The organism is Xanthocytophaga agilis, assembly GCF_030068605.1.
In the GTDB taxonomy this organism is placed as follows: domain Bacteria; phylum Bacteroidota; class Bacteroidia; order Cytophagales; family 172606-1; genus Xanthocytophaga; species Xanthocytophaga agilis.
This window is the reverse complement of sequence record NZ_JASJOU010000005.1, coordinates 543669-564064: the sequence shown is the minus strand read 5'-3', so window position 1 is coordinate 564064 and position 20396 is coordinate 543669. Positions and strand designations below refer to the sequence as shown.

Sequence of the window (20396 nt, the reverse complement as noted above, 5' to 3'; positions counted from 1 at the left end):
TCTGTAGCAAAAAAACAAACAACTTATTTAAAATACTACTATTTTATTCTAAAACCTTACACACAGTTATTGGGATACTAATTTACCTAAAAGCCATCTTTAGTATCTAATCACTATCTTTTCATTTAAGAAATATCCGACTCATATCTTAATGATAAAAAAGGTCTTAAATGAAAAAGAATTTTTACGGTTTATGGTATCTGCTAATAGGAATAATCTTGTTTTTTGCTCATGATGGATATGGACAAAGCCAAGTATTTACCTATACAGATGAGACTACATTGCAGCCTTTGTGGGATGGACTATCCATATTGGAAGATCCTTCCGGAAAGATTTCTGCTAAGGAAGTTCTATCCTATCCAGATCAGAAATTTACCCATACTACTGGTTCAGTTCCGAACCTGGGAATATCACATTCTACATTCTGGATTAAGTTTCAACTCACAAATCATACAGAACGGGATCATTTAGTGATAAAACTGGCACAACCTAATATAGAGGATGTTACTTTTTATTCTATCCTTTCAGAGGGTAAAATGTCTGTTGAAGAGACAGGAATCTTATACCCTATCCGCAATCGTCTGATCAAGAATCAACATTTTCTTTTTAATGTAGAAATTCCCAAAGGAAAAACCGGTACTTTTTTACTGGCTTTAAAATCCAATGGTCAGCTGGAAGTTCCTTTATGGGTAGGATCAACACAGGCTATTTCTGATGTAAGCAGTAAGGAAGATATATACATAAGTCTGTATGTTGGATTGCTGCTAGCTATGTTCTTTTACAATGGATTTTTATTTCTGGCCATCAGGGGACGCAGTTATTTACTTTATATTTTGAATATTTTTGTTGTAGGTCTTACACAAGCAACATTTCAGGGCTATACGTATCGGTTTCTCTGGTCAGATATGCCGTGGATATCTACTCATGCCATTGTGATTTTGAGTGCTTTAGCTGGAATTATAGGTACTGTTTTTGGATCCCATTTTTTGAGAGCGTCTAAGTTTACACCAAACCTGAATAAAGGGTTTATAATACCATTGGCTGTATACATGCTAATTATTGTTTTGTCTGCATTTGACTTTCTGATTGAAAGCTATATTCTTCTTCAGTTTAATGCATTTGTCGCAGCCTCTTATATTTTATTTGTCGCCTATCGTATATACCATAAAAAGAGCCGGACAGCAGGTTTCTTTTTGCTTGCATGGTCTATATTCCTGATTGGAGTATGTATTTTTGTACTAAAAGATTTTGGAGTGATTCCGTTTAATAATTTTACCAATAACATCATGCTTATTGGATCTGCTGTTGAAATGATTCTTCTCTCATTTGCCCTGGCTGACCGGATTAATAAACTGAAGAAGGAAAAAGAAAGATCTCAAAAGAAGATGATGGAGGTATTGCTAACAAATGAGAAACTGATTCAGGAAGAGAATTTGAGACTGGAAGCAAAAGTACGTGAACGAACTCAGGAACTCGAAGAATCTACAGAAGAACTACAAGCCACACTGACTAATCTGAGAAATACTCAGGCTCAACTATTTCAGTCAGAAAAAATGGCATCTTTGGGGCAGCTTACTGCGGGAATTGCCCATGAAATTAATAATCCAATCAACTTTGTAAGTGCAAGTGTAAAGCCTCTACGCCGTGATGTGAGTTATCTATGGATGCTTTTGGATAAATATGAAAGCTCTTTGAAATCCATGGAGAATGAGCTGGAAAAGATGGAAATAGAGGCAATGAAGAAACGATTAGATGTAGATTATTTACGTGAAGAAATAGAATTACTGCTGAAAGGTGTAGAAGAAGGTGCATCCCGTACTGCTTCTATTGTTCTTGGCTTGCGTAACTTTTCCCGTCTGGATGATGAAGATCGTCGTTATGTAAATATCCATGAAGGACTAGATGCTACTCTCCTACTTTTGAGCCATTCATTGAAAGAAAATATTCATGTACAAAAAGACTATACAGAGCTTCCTGAAATTGAGTGTTATCCAGGCAAGTTAAACCAAGTGTTCATGAATGTGTTGACTAATGCTGTTCAGGCTATTAAAGCGCTTAATAGTGTTACCAAAATGGGAGTGTTAACAATAAAAACATGGAAAAAAGATAACATGGTTTGTATTAGTATTGCAGATAATGGCGTTGGTATGTCTGAGAGTGTAATGAATAAGATATTTGAACCATTTTTTTCGACAAAAGGCGTTGGAGAAGGAACCGGACTGGGATTGTCTATAGCTTTTGGCATTATTGAGGCGCACAAAGGAACTATTGAGGTTAAGTCTACAGAGGGAATCGGAACGGAATTTATTGTTTGTATTCCTGTCACAATAGCTCAGGAACTAGCAATAGTTGCCTGATGAAGAATAAAGACTAATTTTGTTTTTGATTGATAAAAAATAATAAGCTTTTTTAGATAGAAAACTCAACAAACACCTTAACTACTTTAGAATTTACCTAGTAAAATGGATAAAGAAAAAATCCGGATACTATATGTTGATGATGAATTGAATAACCTGAATATGTTCAGAGCGAGCTTTCGTCTGGATTATGATATTGTTACTTCTCTTTCAGGCAAAGACGCACTGGAACAAACCAGAAAGTCTTCATTTCATGTTGTGATTGCAGATCAACGAATGCCGGAGATGAGTGGTGTCGAATTTTTTGAGAAACTATTGGAAGAAGACCCTGAGCCTGTACGAATACTTCTCACTGGTTATACAAACATAGAATCAGTTATTGACGCCATTAACAGGGGACAGGTATTCAGGTATATTAAAAAACCTTGGGAAGAAGATGATCTTCGATTAACTATTGAGAACGCATACGAGATATACTATACACGACAGGCACTTAAACGGAAAAATGAAGAATTAGCCAAAATGAATGCCGATCTGATGCGGGCTAATGAAGAACTGAATAGGTTTGTATATAGTGCTTCACATGATCTCAAAGCTCCGCTAGCATCTATTATGGGTATTGTGCAGGTGGCACGTATGGAAGGTGAAGAACATGAAGCTGCCCATTATCTCTCTCTTATCGAACGGAGTGTAAAGCAACTGGAAACATTCATTCAGAACATCATTGATTATTATAAAAACATTCGGTATCAGGAAAATTTGGTAGAAATAAACTTTGACAGCCTGATTCAGGAAACAATAGACTCATTTCAGTATTATCAGAATATCTCAGAAATTGACTTTGATATCTCTGTACAACAATCTACTACCTTTATTAATGATGATTTTCGTATGAGAGTCATCTTCAATAATTTGGTATCCAATGCGATAAAGTATCAGAAAAAGAAAACTACTGATAAAAAAATCAATATTCATGTCAGAACTGCAGATGGAATTGCTGTAATTCATATTCGGGATAATGGGATTGGAATACCAGACGAATACATAAAAGATATTTACAAAATGTTTTTTCGGGCAACAGAAGTGAGTGCAGGTTCGGGGATGGGTTTATATATTGTAAAAGAAGCCATTGAGAAAATGCATGGGCAAATCAGTGTGGCATCAAAAGAAGGTGAAGGAACTGCATTTACGGTAGTACTTCCCAATAGAAATTAAATCTAACAAAGCTTTTTTGAGATATTATTTTACAGAAACAGCATATTCTGTATTTTGGGTGATGTAAAGACTTACATCACCTTTTTATTTATTTCCTTGAAAAACCGAGTTTCAGCTTTCCCAACCATTTATCTTCTGGTTTGTATCATTATTCTGTCTGTAGGATGTCGTTCGCAACAGATAGGACGTACTTTTCGCCAATCGGATGTATTCAGTAAGCATTTCACTGGATTTATGTTATATAATCCTGAAAAGCAGAAGATCGTCTATGAACAAAACAGTGACAAATATTTTACTCCTGCATCTAATACCAAATTATTTACATTTTATACCTCTCTGAAAATACTGGGTGACTCAATTCCTGGTTTGAAGTATGGAGTAAGTCATGATTCTTTATTTTTCTGGGGAACAGGAGATCCATCTTTACTTCATCCGGATCTGATTACATTACCAGGAAGAACTAAACAAAGTCGTGTATATGAATTCTTACGGAGTCGACCTGAAAAACTGTTTTATGTAGCAACTCCGGTTAAAGTTACAGGTTTTGGCCCCGGCTGGGGATGGGATGATTACAATGACTATTATTCTGCAGAAAGAGCCCCTATGCCTATATATGGCAATATTGTGCGGTTAAAGGCTACATCTGTTGACTGGTCTGCACAGCCTGCTTTTTTTAAAAGCTACTTTGTAGAGAAACCTTTATTACAGAGATTATTGCCTCCTTCAAGCTACGTTTTTCAGCGAGATCCGGTGAGTAACCTGTTTACATTTGATCCTTCCCTGTTTCAAAAGGAAATTGTACATGATATGCCTTTCCACTATTCAGAACAACTCCTGACAGAAATACTATCTGACACACTACATAAGGCTGTAAACTTAATAAATCGCAAACCAGTTAAAGCAGGACAAACCTTATATAGTGTACGTGCAGATTCTTTGTATAAGAAACTTATGCAGGAGAGTGATAACTTTATTGCTGAGCAACTATTATTGATTTGTGCCTCTCAGTTTTCAGATACCCTATCTTCAGACAGTATTATTGCTTATTCGACACATAAGCTTCTGAATGATTTGCCAGATGCTCCTGTATGGGTAGATGGTTCGGGACTTTCTCGTTACAATTTGTTTACTCCTCGGTCGATTGTGCGATTGTTGCAGAAAATCCAGGCTACCATACCTCAGGATCGGCTTTTTAGCATTCTACCTGCTGGAGGACAATCGGGTACAATCAAAAACTTTTACAAGGGTGATACTCCCTATGTGTTTGCCAAAACAGGTAGTCTAGGCAATGTACATTGTTTGAGTGGTTATATTGTAACTAAAAAGCGTAAAATACTTTTATTCAGCTTTATGCATAATAACTATACGGGATCTTCTACTCCTATCAAAGAAGAGATGGAGAAAGTACTCAAACTGGCACGGGATAAGTATTGATATTGTATTGTTTGTAATATGTTTCAACCTTATGAGGAAATACTGAAACGCAAGCCTGATTTTAGAGTCACCTATCAATTTTATAGCCCTGAAGAAGGTGGAAGATTGCGTTTGCCTATACAGGGACTACGTTTTAACTTCTGGTATGAAAGCGAGTTGCATACTGAACCTAGCATCTTTATGATCTGGCCTGAATTTGAGGATCGTAATCAGAAGGTGATTTTAGAAGGTGAAGTATACAAGGAAGGCATAGCCCGTATGTGGATCATTAATCCAGTAACTATACCTTACCATAAAGAACGATTACAGGTAGGTAGCCATGGTTATTTTATGGAAGGTAGACGTCGAGTAGCTGAGTGTGATGTTATTGAACTTATAGGGTTAAAAGAATAAAACTGGAATTCATTACCATGAATGTATTTCTTACGGCTGAATGGAAGCACCTGATTAATCTGACCTATGAGGTTGAGCCATCTTTACTGGAAGAATATCTACCGAAAGGCATAGAGATAGATACTGCTTTAAATGGAAAAGCACATGTAAGTCTGGTTGCCTTTGATTTTTTGAATACACGAGTCAAAGGAATATCTATACCGTTTCATGTAAATTTTCCTGAAATCAACCTTCGTTTTTATGTACGATACAAAGGCCATGTAGGAGTTGTATTTATTCGGGAGTTTGTTCCAAAACATTGTATTGCATTGGTAGCAAACCGGATCTACAATGAGCCCTATCTGGCTACACCTATGACTTCATCTTTACAAACCGCTAATGATGGAGTGGTATCCCATCATCGATTTAAGTATAAAGGACAAATATTTGATATTCAAGCAACGGGAACCAACTCACTTTTTACACCAGAAGAGACAACCATGGAACATTACTTTAAAGAACATACCTGGGGCTTTGGTACGGCTCATTCTGGAAAAACTATGTGTTATAAGGTAGAACACCCGGTTTGGCGTATTTATCCCTTTAAAAGCTTTGAATTAAGAATAGAATTTGGAAAGCTTTATGGAAAAAAATGGGAGTTTCTTGAGCATACTCAACCAACTTATAAAGTATTTGCAGAAGGATCTGCTGTGAAGGTATTTGGTGCTCTTACACTGACTGAGTTTGATAAGTTATATCCTCAGTCAGTGTAGATGCGAATTATTTTTAAAGATCTTGACAGATCTCAACAAAGGATTTTATCATAGCTCTTGTTTCTGCTGGTTTTTCAAACATACCCATATGAGCAGTATCGGAAAGTGCCTGGACAATAGAGTGATTTGGAAGATAAAATTGCTCCCTGGCTGATTCAAAGACAATCGCATTGTCATTTTTACCAGCAATAAATAATACAGGATAGTTGGAGTTACGCAATACATGGGTTCGGTCTGGGCGATCTCTCATTGCCAAGGTGGCGGCAATAGCTGTCGGAGCAGGTGTATGGCTGGTTAGTTTGTAGACAGCCGTAATAGTTTCCTGTAATTCTGTCTGTCTTTCCTTATAAAATAATCCGGGAATAAAGTTTTCAAGAAATTCCGGCATCCCATTCTGTTTGATTGCTTCGGCTGTTTTATTACGTCCCTGTTTCCTTTCTTCTGTATCCGAATAGGCAGTTGAATGAAACAAACCCAGACCAGTTATAGATTCCGGATACTTTTCTGCCAATGCAAGGGCAACATATCCTCCCAGTGAATGAGCAATGATAATACTTTTAGGTACAGATAATTCCTGTAATAGCAGATGCACTTCCTCTGCCATAACATCAACGCTCTGATAGTTTGTATTAGAGGTACTTTTTCCAAAACCGGGCAGGTCAACTACAATGCTCTGGAAATTGTTTCCAAGTGGAGCTAGAAATTCCTGCCAGATTTCCTTGCTTTCGCAGAATCCATGCAGAAATACTACAGGTGTTCCCTGACCGTAAATAGAATAACTGAGGCTTGCCATAGAGATAGAAAAATGATATATAAACAAAAACTCTCACAGTGAATCTGTGGGAGTATATTATATAAAAATAGTATTCCAGCAAAGTAGATTATCAGATTTTTAGCTCCAGCGCAATCATGGCTTTTACAGCTTTGGCTATGCCTTCCGGATCAAAGCCACATTCCCGATGGAGTTCTATCTGTTCTCCATGTTCTACTACTCTGTCTGGTATACCCAGACGTTTCAATTGGGCATGGTAATCATGGTCTGCCATAAACTCCAGTACTGCACTGCCAAATCCGCCCATCAGGCAACCATCTTCTACTGTAATTACCTTGCTATAGTTTGAGAAAATCTCATGTAACATAACCTTATCCAGTGGCTTGGCAAAACGCATGTCATAATGAGCAGGTTTAATTCCTTCCTCTACCAATAACTCAGTTGCTTTGGTTACATAATTTCCGATGTGTCCAATAGTTACTATAGCAACTTCTTCTCCATCCTGTATTTTACGGCCCTTCCCAATTTCCATTTTCTCGAAAGGAGTTTTCCAATCAGCCATAACACCTTCACCTCTTGGATAACGGATCGTTATAGAAGACTTATGATTTTTGAAGTCAGGAAGTTGTACTGTATACATGATATTACGCAACTCCTGTTCATTCATAGGAGAGAATACAATCATGTTCGGAATACAACGCATGTAAGCAATATCGTATGCTCCATGATGGGTAGGTCCATCAGCACCTGCAAATCCGGCACGATCAAGACAGAAAATAACAGGAAGCTCCTGAATAGCTGCATCATGGATTACCTGATCGTATGCTCTCTGCATAAAGGAAGAATAAATGTTGCAGAAAGGTATCAGACCCTGAGTGGCTAAACCAGCAGAAAAAGTTACTGCATGCTGTTCTGCAATACCAACATCAATAGCACGATGAGGCATTGCCTTCATCATAATATTCAGAGATGAACCAGAAGGCATGGCAGGTGTAATACCATAGATCTTATCATTCTGCTCTGCCAGTTCAAGTATAGTATTACCAAATACATCCTGATATTTAGGTGGTTGTGGTTTATCGTATACTTTTTTACGGATCTCTCCTGTTACCTTATCAAACAGACCTGGAGCATGCCATTTGGTTTGTTCTTTTTCTGCAGGAGCATATCCTTTCCCTTTTACAGTAACGCAGTGAAGTATCTTCGGACCAGGTATATCCCGTAAGTCCTGCATTACACTTACCAGATGATCTATATCATGTCCGTCAATAGGACCAAAGTAACGCAGATTCAGAGATTCGAAGAGATTGCTTTGTTGTAATAAGGCTGCTTTGATTGCATTCTCAATCTTGGAAACAATTTCCTGGGCGTTCTTACCAAATTTGCTGATCTTGCCTAAGGTATTCCATACTTCGTCTTTCGCTTTGTTGTATAGGCGGGAAGTTGTAATATCTGTCAGATAGTCTTTGAGTGCCCCTACATTGGGATCAATAGCCATACAGTTGTCATTGAGTACAATCAAAAGATTAGTATCAGAGACACCTGCATGATTCATTGCTTCAAAAGCCATTCCGGCTGTCATAGAACCATCTCCAATGATAGCGACATGCTGGCGATCTTTCTCATTTTTATAAGCTGATGCTACTGCCATTCCTAATGCCGCAGATATGGAAGTAGATGAATGACCTACACCAAAGGTATCATAGGGACTTTCTTTACGTTTTGGAAAACCTGATATCCCACCATACATTCGGTTTGTATGAAATACTTTGCGTCTGCCAGTTAATATTTTATGTCCATAGGCCTGATGTCCAACATCCCATACCAACTGATCATAAGGTGTATTAAAAACATAGTGAAGAGCCACTGTCAGTTCGACTACTCCGAGACTGGCTCCGAAATGTCCACCGTAAACAGAAACTGTATCAATAATGTATTGACGTAATTCAGTACATACCTGATAAAGTTCAGAAGGGTCTAATTTGCGCAAATCATCCGGTGTTTCGATTTGAGCTAGTAGTTTACCGGGTTGTATTAACATTTCAGAAAGAAGGATAAATGTTGTTGATGATCGGCCAAGCGTAGAACAATAAATCTTTTACAAAACAATAACCTCTTTAGTAATAACTGGTAAAGGTAACTAAATGTTTCAGAACGATAAAAGATTTACAACTAACCCAAATAAAATCTTCGTTAAAGAGTATAAAATCTTCGACAAAGTAATTGAATGCCAACGATTACAAACTTCAATGCTATATAAATAAAATAGTCTTTTATTCTAAACCATAAAATTTAGCAGCTGTCACACCTAGTATCTGATTTTGCTCGTGTTGAGAGAGTGTCTGTATGTAGTCAGTAACGAGCTGTGCTACCTTCTCATATGGAGAGGCTACCAAACATACTGGCCAGTCAGAGCCTATCATCAGGCGCTGTGGGGTAAATGCCTCAAGTACTGTATCAAGATACTTACGAAAGTCCTGAGGAGTCCAGATTTGCCAGTTGGCTTCGGTTACCATACCAGATAGCTTACAATAAACATTAGAATGAGATCCTAATTGTAGGATGTTCTTGCGCCAGTTATCAAAGCCTTGTCCGTTTTTAATATCTGGTTTGGCAATATGGTCAAGTACCATAGGTTGATCGGAAAACTTCTCAACAAATCGAATCGCCATGGGCAATTGATGGTGATAGATCAGAATATCATAGGTGAGACTATGTTGAGCCAGTTGTTGTATACCCTTCATAAATGCAGGACGTAACATAAACTCAGGATCACTTTCTCCCTGCACAACATGCCTGACACCTACAAACTTAGATTGAGAAGCGAATTCGGAAAGTGAGTCTGATACAGTATCAGACTGAAGATTTACCCAACCTACTACTCCTTTGATGAAGGAGTAGTCTTCCGCAAGACCTAGTAAAAAATAATTTTCATCCAGTGTCTGTGAGGCTTGTACTGCTACACAGCCATCAAATTGCAGCTTTTGTAGTTCTGGTTGCAGGTCTTCAGGCAGGAAGTTGCGTCGGATGGTGGCCATATCATCACTGATCCAGCTAAATTCTTCAGGAGTATATAACCAGAAATGCTGATGTGCGTCAATTTTCATCGTGTCTAACTTATAACTATTGGGAGTGTACTGAACATACAACTCCCAATAATACATAAATTATTGATTCTTGTATACTACTCCTTCTTTCATTACAAAGGTTACGTTTTGTAATGTCTTAATATTTTGAAGCGGATTCTCATTAGTTGCTACAATATCTGCAAACTTACCAGTTTCTAAAGAGCCAAGCTGATCTTTCATTCCCAGGATTTCTGCAGGAATGATAGTCGCACATTTAATAGCCTGTATAGCTGGCATACCTGCTTCTACCATATATTCAAACTCCTTGGCATTTTTGCCGTGTAGAAATACACCTGCATCAGTACCAAAGGCAATTTTTACTCCTGCCTTATAGGCTTTGGCAAAAGTTGCCTGAATTTGTTTTCCTGTTTCTATGGCTTTGGGTATGACCAGCGGATGATAATATCCCGGAACCTTTGCTGAATCTGCTACAGTTTTTCCGGCAATAATAGTAGGTACATAATAGGTACCATACTTTTTGAACAGTTCAATGGTTTCATCATCCATAAATGTGCCATGTTCTATGGTTGTAATACCAGCTTTGATAGCTCTCTTCATTCCTTCTGCTCCGTGTGCATGAGCTGCTACATGGAAGCCATAATCTTTAGCTGTTTTTACAATAGCATCCAGTTCGTCCTCCATAAATTGGGGTGCTTTCCCACTCTTGGCAATACTCAACACCCCACCAGTGGCTGTGATCTTGATACAATCTACTCCGTCTTTGTATCGTTGGCGAATGGCTTGACGGGCTGCATCCGGACTATCCACTACACCATCGCTAGTAGCAGTAGGAAACTGAATATCAGATCTCCATCCATTGGTAGGGTCACCATGACCACCTGTAGTAGCAATAGTTTTACCAGAAGTAAAAATACGAGGCCCTACTACCAGGCCTTTGTTAATAGCATTTCGCAAAGAGATATTTACCCCGCTGCCTCCCAGATCACGAACAGTAGTAAATCCAGCCATTAGAGTTGTCAAGGCATGTTTTTGTGCTTCAAACGCTATATCAGCCTGACCATAACTCATACGTTTGAGATATTGGTCTTTGCTGGTTTCGCTTTCCAGATGCACATGCATATCTGTAAATCCCGGCATAACGGTTTTATTCTTGAGATCGACAACTTTTTCATCAGCAGCAGGATTAGTATAACCTTTGTCAATCCGAATAATCTTCTTGCCTTCAACTACCAGTGTTATTTGAGTTTGTGTATCATTTCGGACACCATCTATAAGAGTGCCACAATGAATCAGTGTTTTTTGGGCGAATGCACATGATGCCCATACAAAAAGTGCGGCAGAGTAAAGAATTTTCTTCATAGGTAAGAAATGTGATTAGTTTGTTTGGTAGAGGTACGTGCTTCAATCAGCTGGTGTAAAAAATATAATCAGGAGATTCTGTTATTAACTGGTATGATCTACTACTATCTTCCACTTACCATTAACTTTCCGCCAGAGTAGTGTAAAATGACCACTTGCGTCTCCAACCTGAGGACGGGTCAGAAAAAATTTGCCAATAACAAAGGCTGCATCCTTACTCACTATATCAACTTTCAGAATTTCAAAGCGTAGTGTTCCACGGGCTGCCGCATCTGGATAACTTTTCTGATAGCGTTCCAATGTGGATTTCCATCCATAGACAATCCCCTTGCTTCCGATAAACTGAAGAGAGTCTGACTGCCAGTATCCATCCATAAACTTAACCAGATCGCCATTATTCCATGCTTTTACCTGCTCATCCATAGCCTGCCGGATAGCTTGGGAATCAGTATTTTTTTGTGCGGATACTTTTAGGCAGAAAAAAATACAAGTAATAATGAAAAAGTAGATAAATCTCATAGATAGGAAAGTTGAAGTGGTATAGAATAAGAGTTGAATATGACAATTACGTGAAAAACATTCTACTTGTCAATAATTCGGTGTTCTATTTAAAATGCTATTTAGTGAGTTTATAGTTTATACATTGGAATTTCTGCTAAAGGCATCCAAGAATTTTTTCTGTACGTTCTTGTAACAGTTCTTTCTGTGAGGGTTATTTCCAGATCAGACAAAAAGGCAAGGTATGTTTCTCCTAAAGATGAGCGTTTCTTACCTCCAGGTAACTCTACTATTTTCAGTGCTTTGGTTACCTGAAAAATAAATGAAGGATCTACAGAAAACTTAATTAAAACATAATTTCTGGTTTATGGACAGATTTTCATCAGAGTCTCTTTTAGATAAACGTGAATTTGTACGTCAGGTTATCAGCCCTACTACTTGGGGGAAAAGACTAGCTAACTATATCATCGATTTTATTCTGAGCTATATTATAGCAGTGATTGTTATAATTATAATTGGGGTAGTCTGGGGGGCACTAATAGATGAGGATATTATTTCAAAGATAGATGATATGAATAGTTTGGTTGATAGACTCATTACATTTCTTTTTCAGATTATCTGCTATTATATTCCCTTGGAGTACTTTGCTGGAAAGACAATTGGAAAGATGATTACACGAACCAAAGTAGTGACAGAAGAAGGTGAGAAACCTGACTTTGGAACTATAGTTGGCCGTAGTTGTGTCCGAATTATTTCTTTTGAAGTTTTCTCTTTTCTTAGTGAAACACCAATTGGCTGGCATGACAAAGTATCAGGGACAATGGTAGTAGATGATATACCATTATATAATCTGGATAGTTTTGAATCGAAAGCTACTAGCTTTTACGAGGAAGAAAAATATTGAATTCCCTAATACATATAGAAAAGCCCCACTATACCTGATATAGTGGGGCTTTTCTATATGTATAAGTCATTTAACCGATCTTATGTACCTGCATCCCATGCTTTTTGTCTTTGTTTTTCTACTCTTGCAGAAACACTAATACTTATTTCATATAAGAAGAATAAAGGCATTGCAACCAAAATCTGGCTGATCATGTCAGGCGATGGTGTGATAATCGCAGCAATTACTAGGATTACAACATACGCATGACGGCGATATTCCCGCATAAGAGAAGGTGTAACAACTCCCGCTTTAGATAAAAAGAAAACTACCATTGGCAATTCGAACATTGCGCCACAAGCTATTGTAAGTGTAGCTAGTATGGAGAAGTAAGAGCCAATATCAAATTCGTTGGAAATACTTTCGTCGAGTTTAAAGTTAGCCAGAAAGTTGATTGTCAATGGGGAAATGATATAATAGCCAAATAGGACGCCACTTAAAAACAAAAGCGTAACATAAAAAACAGCCCCTCTGGCCGCTCTTCTTTCTTCTGGTCGCAGACCTGGTTTAATAAAACGCCAGACTTCCCAGAAAGCATATGGAAAAGCGCCGATTAAACCGGCTAACGCTGCTGTTGTAATATAGGTCATGAACTGACCGCCTACCTGTCTGCTTTGTAAAATAAAATCCAGTTTGTTTACACAAAGATCTGCCATATTCACTACCTCTGATAACTTGCAGAGCATACGATATGTCCAGAAATCTGTTCGGCTGGGACCTAACAAAACTTCATGGAATATAAAATGGTGAAAATATAATGCTGCAATCGCAAAAATGAAGATAGATGCTACAGAGCGGATGATGTGCCAGCGCAGCTCTTCCAGATGGTCAATAAATGACATCTCTCTTTCGCCTGGATTTGACTCTTCTTCGTCATTATCGTAGTAGGATGTCTGAGATTGTGTGTTCTCCTCCCAACTGTTCTCGTATGTCGGCTTCACAGATAAGATAATTTGTTAAGTAACAGAGTTTATATTTTAAATGGTACCACTGCATTTCTGCACAAAGATTTACACCAGAAAAGTACCAAGGCTTTACAAAAATACTCAAATTGCAACATTTTATTGACAACAATCCTTGAAATCTGAGAACTTCAGATAGAAAACGAAAATCGGGTATTTTAGTATGAGTCCCAATCCATCATTTTTGACAGAAATTCTCCTTGAAGAATATACCTATCATTTACCTGAAGAGCATATTGCCACTTTTCCGGTTGAGCCACGGGATCAGTCCCGGTTACTGGTTTATAACAAAGGTAATATTACACATACGAATTTTTACAAAGTAACGGATTTTTTGCCTGAAGGTACATTATTAGTTTTTAATGATACCAAAGTAATTCCTGCCCGTTTATATTTTCGGCGGGACACAGGCGCTTTGATTGAAATTTTTCTATTACAACCTCAAAACCACAGCCAGACAGCTCATGAAGCCATGCGACAAACAGGTAGTTGTATCTGGCAATGCATGATTGGAAATAAAAAACGATGGAAAGAGGGAGAGTCTCTGAAGATGCTGCTAGTTATTTCTGTTACAGAATCAATAGCTGTTGAAGCTGTATTGGCAGATGTTGCTCAAAATCTGGTTCGTTTTTCCTGGTCACCTGCTAACTTGCCTTTTTCAGACGTGCTGGCAAAGTTGGGAGAGATTCCATTGCCACCTTACCTTAACCGTAAAGCAAGTAAAAAAGATGAAGAGACGTATCAAACTGTCTATTCACGAAACGAAGGAGCTGTAGCGGCACCAACTGCTGGTTTACATTTTACAGATGTTGTTTTTGCAGAGTTGAAAGCAAAAGGTATAGAAACAGAGTTTATTACGTTACATGTAGGGGCAGGTACATTTCAGCCTATCAAAGAAAAAAATGTATGGCAGCATCCCATGCATATTGAACAGATTGTTTTTACCAAAAGTAGCCTAGAGAATCTACTTCAGAAGCCAGAGTCGATTTTTGTAGTTGGTACTACCTCTATGCGAAGTATAGAGAGTCTATACTGGTATGGAGTGAAATTGCTCAGAAAGGAAACAACTAATTTCTTCATTGAGAAAGTATATCCCTATCAGGTAGAAGGACAACTGCCAACTATCAGTGAATCTTTTCAGGCTATTTATAATTACATGCAGCAACATAACCTGGAAGAGATAATAGGCGAAACACAGATTCTCATCGTACCAGGTTATCAGTTCAGAGTATGTAAAGGGCTAATCACCAACTATCACCAACCTGGAAGTACTCTTATTCTGCTGGTTGCCGCATTTGTGGGAGAAGACTGGAAACGTATTTATCAGGAGGCATTAAGCAATGGATACCGCTTTCTGAGTTATGGTGATTCTTCTATACTTATTCCATAATAAAATCGGACAACATGTGTTCGTTATCGGACATATAAAATGAAGATCTTTTTAGTAAATGCCTCTTTCTATTGTAGAAAGAGGCATTTTGTTTTTTGGCAATGCATTTGTTCTACCGAAATAGAAGTAATGTCTGGTAGTAACTCATCCTGATACATGCAACCATCTTCATTAAAGCAATCTTCCAATACACATAGTGATCCGCCTCTCTGGATGGACTATTTGCTGGAACGATTTTGTGCTCCCCATTTACTGGAAGAGGTACAAGGCGATCTATATGAAAGATACTATCTGCGTGTCAGAAGGAATGGGATACGCTATGCAAACAGACTGTACTTTTGGGAGGTAGTTAGTTACCTGAGGCCTTCTTTTATTCGACGCAAGAAAATACTACAAACTCTGACTACTGATATGCTACAAAACTATTTGACCATCGCCTTTCGTAATCTGTGGCGTCGTAAAGCTTTTACGTTTTTAAATGTATTTGGACTTGCCATAGGCATCTCTACTGCACTATTAATTATGTTGTATGTACAACATGAATTTAGTTATGACCGATTTAATGAGAAGGCCGATCAAATAGTGCGGGTTGTATTTAATGCAAATACACACGGAGAACATATTGCTGAATCTCATGTAATGCCACCTACAGCTCGTGTATTGAAGTCCGACTATCCGGAAGTGCTGGATGCTACCCGTTTGCGTTCTGGAGGATCTCCTTTGGTCTCTTACAAGGAGAATACATTTAAGATCAATGGTTTTGCTTTTGCAGACTCTAACTTTTTTCAGGTGTTTACACTGCCTTTCCTGCAGGGAAATCCTAGAACGGCTTTGCTTGAGCCCAATAGTACTGTCATTACCAAAGAATTAGCCAAACGTTACTTCGGAATAGAAGACCCGATAGGCAAGATGTTGGTATTTAAAGAACTAAATGCTACCTGTAAAATAACAGGAGTAATAGAAACAATCCCTACCAACTCTCACTTTCATTTTGACCTGTTTGTTTCCATGAGCAGTCTGCCTGAGGCTAAGTCAGACTCATGGATGTCATCTGAATTTTATACCTATCTGGTACTACCTAAAGGATATGACTACAAAAAGCTCGAAAGTAAGCTGGATTATACAGTAGATAAGTACATGAGTCCACAGATGCAGGTAGCAATGGGAATGAGTACAAAAGAGTTTCGGCAGAAAGGAAACAGTATAGGGCTATTTTTACAACCACTGACAGATATCCATCTGCATTCTAATTTCTTATATGATCTAAGTCCGGCTGGCAATATTCAGTATATCTATATCTTTAGTGCAATTGCCATCTTCATGGTACTTATTGCCTGTATCAACTTTATGAACCTTTCAACAGCAGGCGCTGTCAAACGAGCCAGAGAAGTAGGAATGCGTAAAGTGCTTGGCTCTGTAAAATCTGAATTGATAGGACAGTTTCTGTTGGAATCTATTCTGCTTACATTGTTCGCATTGGGTATTGCTATTGGTTTGGTATACCTGGCATTGCCTGTATTTAATCATCTGGCCGGAAGGCAACTGAGTTTCCAATTTGTAGAAACTCCCTGGTTGTTGCCTGGTCTACTTTTATTTGGTATTTTGGTTGGGACTATTGCTGGTAGTTATCCGGCATTCTTTCTGTCTTCTTTTAAACCCATACAGGTGCTGAAAGGCAAATTGGTAACAGCTCGGGAAAGTATTGGATTGCGCAGTGGTCTGGTTGTTTTTCAGTTTTGTGTCTCGATCTCTTTAATGATAGGAACAACCATCGTATATCAGCAACTTTCATATATTCAAAATAAAGCATTAGGGTACGACAGGGATCAGGTATTGATTATGCGGGAGACCTGGCGACTAGCTAAAAATGAAGATGTGTTTTATCAGAAATTGCTGCAGGATTCACGGGTGAGTAATGCAAGCATTTCAGGCTATGTACCTGCAGGTAATTCTTACAATAATAATTTTTTTGTTACAGGAGAAGATAATCCTACTAAGATGGTAAAAACGCTTCGTTATGGAGTCGATTACCGTTATCTGACAACAATGGGTATGAAAATCGTACAGGGGCGAAACTTCTCAGAACAATTTGCTACCGACTCTACTGCCATTATTCTAAATGAAACTGCTGCCAGAAGTTTTGGCTGGAATAAAAATGCCATTGGGCATACTCTTACAAATTCAGATAATGATGGAAAGAAAACTGCTTATCATGTGATTGGGATCGTGCAGGATTTTCATTTCAGATCATTGCATGAACGTATTTCTCCATTGGTAATGGTACTGGGACAAAATCGGGGGACTATACTGGTAAAGGTAAAAACAAAAGATGTGTCAGGTTTACTATCTTCACTGAAGCAACAATGGACAGCCCTTGGAGTCGAAGCACCTTTTGAATACTCCTTTCTGGATACTGATTTTGAAGCTGTCTATCAGGCAGAGCAACGAATTGGACAAATTGTAGGGCTATTCTCTGGGTTGACCATATTTGTAGCTTGTCTGGGCTTATTTGGGTTGGCGATGTTTATGGCTGAGCAGCGTAAGAAGGAAATCGGTATCCGTAAGGTGGTTGGTGCATCTGTAAGTGATATTGTAACCTTATTTGCCAAAGATTTCTTAAAACTTGTTGCTTTGGCAAATCTGATAGCATGGCCATTGGTATATTATGCTATGAGTCTTTGGTTAAGTGATTTTGCCTATCACATTGATATAGCCTGGTGGGTGTTTGCATTCTGTGGAGCTTCTGCGATTCTGATAGCTTTGTTTACCGTAAGCTCTCAGGCAATTAAAGCAGCACATGTAAATCCGGTGAAGATATTACGAAGTGAATAAAGTAGATAAGACATATAAGGGAATTTCGGATAGAATGGTCTGAGCTATTTTTTCAGAGCCCTTTAATTGCTCTCTTTACAACATTTGTAGTTGTTATTATCTGGTAAGAATTAAGTAATCAGACAAAATAGCAGTATAGAAATGCCATTCTGATTAGTTGTGTATAAAATTGGAAACGAGTATATAAACTAATATTTAAAGTGTCTTACTACTTAATAAACAAGTAATCCTGATTTCTAAAGCAAGATATAGTTACGAATAGAACTAGAGTTTTCTTTAATGACGGGAAGTAGTATAAATGTATAAGGAATCTTCCCCATGAGACTATTCCTTGTTCTTGTGGGGAAAATAGTATAGAAAAATTATCCTTTTTGGACTTTTTAAACGAGTAATTCAACTGAGAATAAAGCCTAGGCTCTTGAAGATTCTAGGCTTTATTCTATTTACAAGTTCGGACTGAATCACATCCAAAATTTGGGATAGTCCATCTTACGCTTGTACTTAATAACATTGAAGTTACAATACCAAACAATTATTTCGTTAATCAATAAAAAAGAAATATAGAAATGGTTGACTCAGTGCGGGTAGTAGATTAATTGTCTCGCTCCAATATCTACTTGTTGAGTGTTTTACAGTATAATTATCCTGAACCACTTCCTTTTGTGTGTGTCTACTTTACTGAAAGGTTTGACTTAACCTTACTTTGCAAAAATAGAATAACCATTTCCAAAGCAGTCTTAAAGTGGCTATTGTTTGGAATAATTACATCTGCTTCATGTTTAAGGGGAGCTATGTACTTCTCATAAGCAGGTACGATATGGTGCTCAAGTCTGTATAAAACATCTGTGAGGTCATATCCTCTTTCTGTGTTATCCCGAAAGATACGACGCTTCAATTTGATATGTTCTTTAGCGTCAATGAAGATCTTTAAATCCAATAGATTGGCTACTTCAGGATAATACAACACAAACAAACCTTCTACCACTATAATAGGAGCAGGTTGGAAGGTAAGCATCTGAGGTTCTATATCCTTTTTGTTAAAAGTATATTCCTTTTGTTGAATTGTACGTCCCTCTCTCAGACCCATTACATGATAGCCAAAGAGCTGATGATCGATGGCTTCAGGAAGATCAAAGTTTTGTACGCCATTAGAATCCAGTTGTTGCTGTTCTAATGGTCGGTAATAGTTATCCTGAGAAATTAAACAAATCTCCTCTGAGGAAAAGGATTTTAATAGGCTATTCAGAAAATATGTCTTGCCGGAACCGCTACCACCTGTAATACCGACGATGAAAGGACGCTGCATTCGATTGGAATGGGAGTTTGTTGAGAAGAAGGAAGAATTTTTCTCAAAAATACGATCTTTATATAACAAACCCTATTGATACAAAAGATTGTCCATCTATAAAAAGATAACCTCTCCACAATGAAGAGGTTATCTTTAACAGTACTAAGCTATTTAATTCAATCTACTTTAAATGCCAGTACTTTATTAACAAAGAATGTTGGTACCAGCAAAGTCTTTTTAGAAGGGATATAGTCGATGTCAGCTGTATTTATTTTTTGATCCACTGTATCATGCAGTAGCTCAATTTTTCCATCAGGTGTCACATGCCAGATTTTACCACGCCATTCAGAAGCAAAATACCCCTTCTTTCCATCAGATACCAATCCATCTATTCCACCCATACCTTCTGCAAGAGTAGTATACTGCTTGGTCTTTATATCATATGCCAAAATCTTTCCATCTCCATTTCCAACCAGCAGCTTTCCTTTCTCATACAAAAGTCCATTTGGATTATTTAATGGTCCGCCTTCGCTTACCTTCATAATCATACCATTGTGTAACATCCAGATGCGATTGTTTCGCATATCTGTAAAGTACACCATTCCACTTTCATCAGCGGTCACATCATTCAAAAATTTTGCTTCTGGCACATCGTATTTCTTACTAACCTTCCCTGTTTTCAGATCTATTTCTACCAGTTTAAATATCTCTGTTACATAAATTTTATTGCCACTTACAATCAATCCCTTGGTTGAGTTTAGTCCTTCTGTGATTCGCTGAAGGACTTTGCCATCAGGACTTACCTTGGCAATAAAACTTTTTGAATTTTCAGGAGCGGGTCCCCCATTGATACAAGACACATAAATGGTATTTGTCTTGTTATCATAAAATACTGATTCAGGAGTAGTGACAGTAGTATCGGTTTCCCAAACCTTTGTCAATTTCACAGATTGTGCAATTGTATTAGTTGATAGTAATAGAAGGAAAAGACCTGCACAGGTCAAAAAAGCACTTACTGATTTCATAGGTGTTAGGGTTGAAGTGATGAAAAACAAAAGTGTTGACTTTCAATGATATTTGCACATACTAAGTAGAAAATTAGCAGCTTTTTT

At 37.9% G+C, this 20396-nt stretch carries 16 protein-coding genes; 8 read left to right on the top strand and 8 right to left on the bottom strand.

Annotated features, from left to right (window positions below):
- The first annotated feature begins 170 nt into the window (after positions 1–170).
- The 5 genes from QNI22_RS18075 to QNI22_RS18055 all read left to right on the top strand — a co-directional run bounded on the left by QNI22_RS18075 (position 171) and on the right by QNI22_RS18055 (position 6151).
- Entirely contained in the window at positions 171–2357 is a 2187-nt protein-coding gene (locus QNI22_RS18075) for a sensor histidine kinase (protein WP_314512744.1), read from the top strand.
- A 105-nt stretch (positions 2358–2462) separates the two neighbouring features.
- Positions 2463–3572: a hybrid sensor histidine kinase/response regulator gene (locus tag QNI22_RS18070; RefSeq protein WP_314512742.1), complete on the top strand. Its 1110-nt coding sequence runs from the start codon at positions 2463–2465 to the stop codon at positions 3570–3572.
- A gap of 96 nt (positions 3573–3668) precedes the next feature.
- Positions 3669–5006: a D-alanyl-D-alanine carboxypeptidase/D-alanyl-D-alanine-endopeptidase gene (locus QNI22_RS18065; protein WP_314512737.1), complete on the top strand. Its 1338-nt coding sequence runs from the start codon at positions 3669–3671 to the stop codon at positions 5004–5006.
- Between the two features lie 18 nt (positions 5007–5024).
- Positions 5025–5399 carry a hypothetical protein gene (locus tag QNI22_RS18060; RefSeq protein WP_314512734.1) on the top strand — a complete coding sequence of 125 codons (375 nt, stop codon included), beginning with the start codon at positions 5025–5027 and terminating at the stop codon, positions 5397–5399.
- Between the two features lie 17 nt (positions 5400–5416).
- Entirely contained in the window at positions 5417–6151 is a 735-nt protein-coding gene (locus QNI22_RS18055) for a YqjF family protein (RefSeq protein WP_314512732.1), read from the top strand.
- Positions 6152–6164: 13 nt separating this feature from the next.
- On the opposite strand, the gene QNI22_RS18050 is transcribed toward QNI22_RS18055, so the two are convergent.
- The 5 genes from QNI22_RS18050 to QNI22_RS18030 form a co-directional block, all read right to left on the bottom strand.
- Positions 6165–6944, bottom strand: coding sequence for an alpha/beta fold hydrolase (locus tag QNI22_RS18050; protein ID WP_314512731.1), 780 nt, complete (start codon positions 6942–6944; stop codon positions 6165–6167).
- Positions 6945–7035: 91 nt separating this feature from the next.
- Positions 7036–8964 (bottom strand): 1-deoxy-D-xylulose-5-phosphate synthase, encoded by a 1929-nt coding sequence (gene dxs / locus QNI22_RS18045; RefSeq protein WP_314512728.1) that lies wholly within the window; start codon positions 8962–8964, stop codon positions 7036–7038.
- 232 nt (positions 8965–9196) lie between these two features.
- Positions 9197–10030 (bottom strand): amidohydrolase family protein, encoded by an 834-nt coding sequence (locus QNI22_RS18040; protein ID WP_314512726.1) that lies wholly within the window; start codon positions 10028–10030, stop codon positions 9197–9199.
- A gap of 60 nt (positions 10031–10090) precedes the next feature.
- Positions 10091–11371: a metal-dependent hydrolase family protein gene (locus tag QNI22_RS18035; RefSeq protein WP_314512725.1), complete on the bottom strand. Its 1281-nt coding sequence runs from the start codon at positions 11369–11371 to the stop codon at positions 10091–10093.
- Between the two features lie 84 nt (positions 11372–11455).
- Positions 11456–11890, bottom strand: coding sequence for a YybH family protein (locus QNI22_RS18030; protein WP_314512723.1), 435 nt, complete (start codon positions 11888–11890; stop codon positions 11456–11458).
- A 346-nt stretch (positions 11891–12236) separates the two neighbouring features.
- On the opposite strand from QNI22_RS18030, the gene QNI22_RS18025 reads away from it, so the two are divergent.
- Positions 12237–12773, top strand: a complete 537-nt coding sequence (locus QNI22_RS18025) for an RDD family protein (RefSeq protein WP_314512721.1) — start codon at positions 12237–12239, stop codon at positions 12771–12773.
- 80 nt (positions 12774–12853) lie between these two features.
- Here QNI22_RS18025 and tatC read toward each other — a convergent pair whose 3' ends face one another.
- The gene (tatC, locus tag QNI22_RS18020) at positions 12854–13654 is read right to left on the bottom strand and encodes a twin-arginine translocase subunit TatC (protein ID WP_314512767.1); all 801 of its coding nucleotides are present in this window, start codon (positions 13652–13654) and stop codon (positions 12854–12856) included.
- A 283-nt stretch (positions 13655–13937) separates the two neighbouring features.
- On the opposite strand from tatC, the gene QNI22_RS18015 reads away from it, so the two are divergent.
- Together QNI22_RS18015 and QNI22_RS18010 are read left to right on the top strand one after the other, a co-directional pair.
- Positions 13938–15164, top strand: coding sequence for an S-adenosylmethionine:tRNA ribosyltransferase-isomerase (locus tag QNI22_RS18015; RefSeq protein WP_314512719.1), 1227 nt, complete (start codon positions 13938–13940; stop codon positions 15162–15164).
- 156 nt (positions 15165–15320) lie between these two features.
- Entirely contained in the window at positions 15321–17996 is a 2676-nt protein-coding gene (locus tag QNI22_RS18010; RefSeq protein ID WP_314512717.1) for an ABC transporter permease, read from the top strand.
- 670 nt (positions 17997–18666) lie between these two features.
- Here the strand turns inward: QNI22_RS18010 and QNI22_RS18005 are convergent.
- Together QNI22_RS18005 and QNI22_RS18000 are read right to left on the bottom strand one after the other, a co-directional pair.
- A complete protein-coding gene (locus tag QNI22_RS18005; protein WP_314512715.1) occupies positions 18667–19302 on the bottom strand; it encodes a uridine kinase family protein in 636 nt (211 codons plus the stop codon).
- 158 nt (positions 19303–19460) lie between these two features.
- Positions 19461–20309 (bottom strand): SMP-30/gluconolactonase/LRE family protein, encoded by an 849-nt coding sequence (locus QNI22_RS18000; RefSeq protein ID WP_314512713.1) that lies wholly within the window; start codon positions 20307–20309, stop codon positions 19461–19463.
- Positions 20310–20396 lie beyond the last annotated feature (87 nt).

Excerpts from the sequence above, each read along its gene's own strand:
- QNI22_RS18075 (WP_314512744.1), top strand. The coding sequence starts at position 171 with ATGAAAAAGAATTTTTACGGTTTATGGTATCTGCTAATAGGAATAATC.
- QNI22_RS18070 (WP_314512742.1), top strand. The coding sequence starts at position 2,463 with ATGGATAAAGAAAAAATCCGGATACTATATGTTGATGATGAATTGAAT.
- QNI22_RS18060 (WP_314512734.1), top strand. The coding sequence starts at position 5,025 with ATGTTTCAACCTTATGAGGAAATACTGAAACGCAAGCCTGATTTTAGA.
- QNI22_RS18055 (WP_314512732.1), top strand. The coding sequence starts at position 5,417 with ATGAATGTATTTCTTACGGCTGAATGGAAGCACCTGATTAATCTGACC.
- QNI22_RS18050 (WP_314512731.1), bottom strand. The coding sequence starts at position 6,944 with ATGGCAAGCCTCAGTTATTCTATTTACGGTCAGGGAACACCTGTAGTA.
- dxs (WP_314512728.1), bottom strand. The coding sequence starts at position 8,964 with ATGTTAATACAACCCGGTAAACTACTAGCTCAAATCGAAACACCGGAT.
- QNI22_RS18040 (WP_314512726.1), bottom strand. The coding sequence starts at position 10,030 with ATGAAAATTGACGCACATCAGCATTTCTGGTTATATACTCCTGAAGAA.
- QNI22_RS18035 (WP_314512725.1), bottom strand. The coding sequence starts at position 11,371 with ATGAAGAAAATTCTTTACTCTGCCGCACTTTTTGTATGGGCATCATGT.
- QNI22_RS18030 (WP_314512723.1), bottom strand. The coding sequence starts at position 11,890 with ATGAGATTTATCTACTTTTTCATTATTACTTGTATTTTTTTCTGCCTA.
- QNI22_RS18025 (WP_314512721.1), top strand. The coding sequence starts at position 12,237 with ATGGACAGATTTTCATCAGAGTCTCTTTTAGATAAACGTGAATTTGTA.
- tatC (WP_314512767.1), bottom strand. The coding sequence starts at position 13,654 with ATGTCATTTATTGACCATCTGGAAGAGCTGCGCTGGCACATCATCCGC.
- QNI22_RS18015 (WP_314512719.1), top strand. The coding sequence starts at position 13,938 with ATGAGTCCCAATCCATCATTTTTGACAGAAATTCTCCTTGAAGAATAT.
- QNI22_RS18010 (WP_314512717.1), top strand. The coding sequence starts at position 15,321 with ATGCAACCATCTTCATTAAAGCAATCTTCCAATACACATAGTGATCCG.
- QNI22_RS18005 (WP_314512715.1), bottom strand. The coding sequence starts at position 19,302 with ATGCAGCGTCCTTTCATCGTCGGTATTACAGGTGGTAGCGGTTCCGGC.
- QNI22_RS18000 (WP_314512713.1), bottom strand. The coding sequence starts at position 20,309 with ATGAAATCAGTAAGTGCTTTTTTGACCTGTGCAGGTCTTTTCCTTCTA.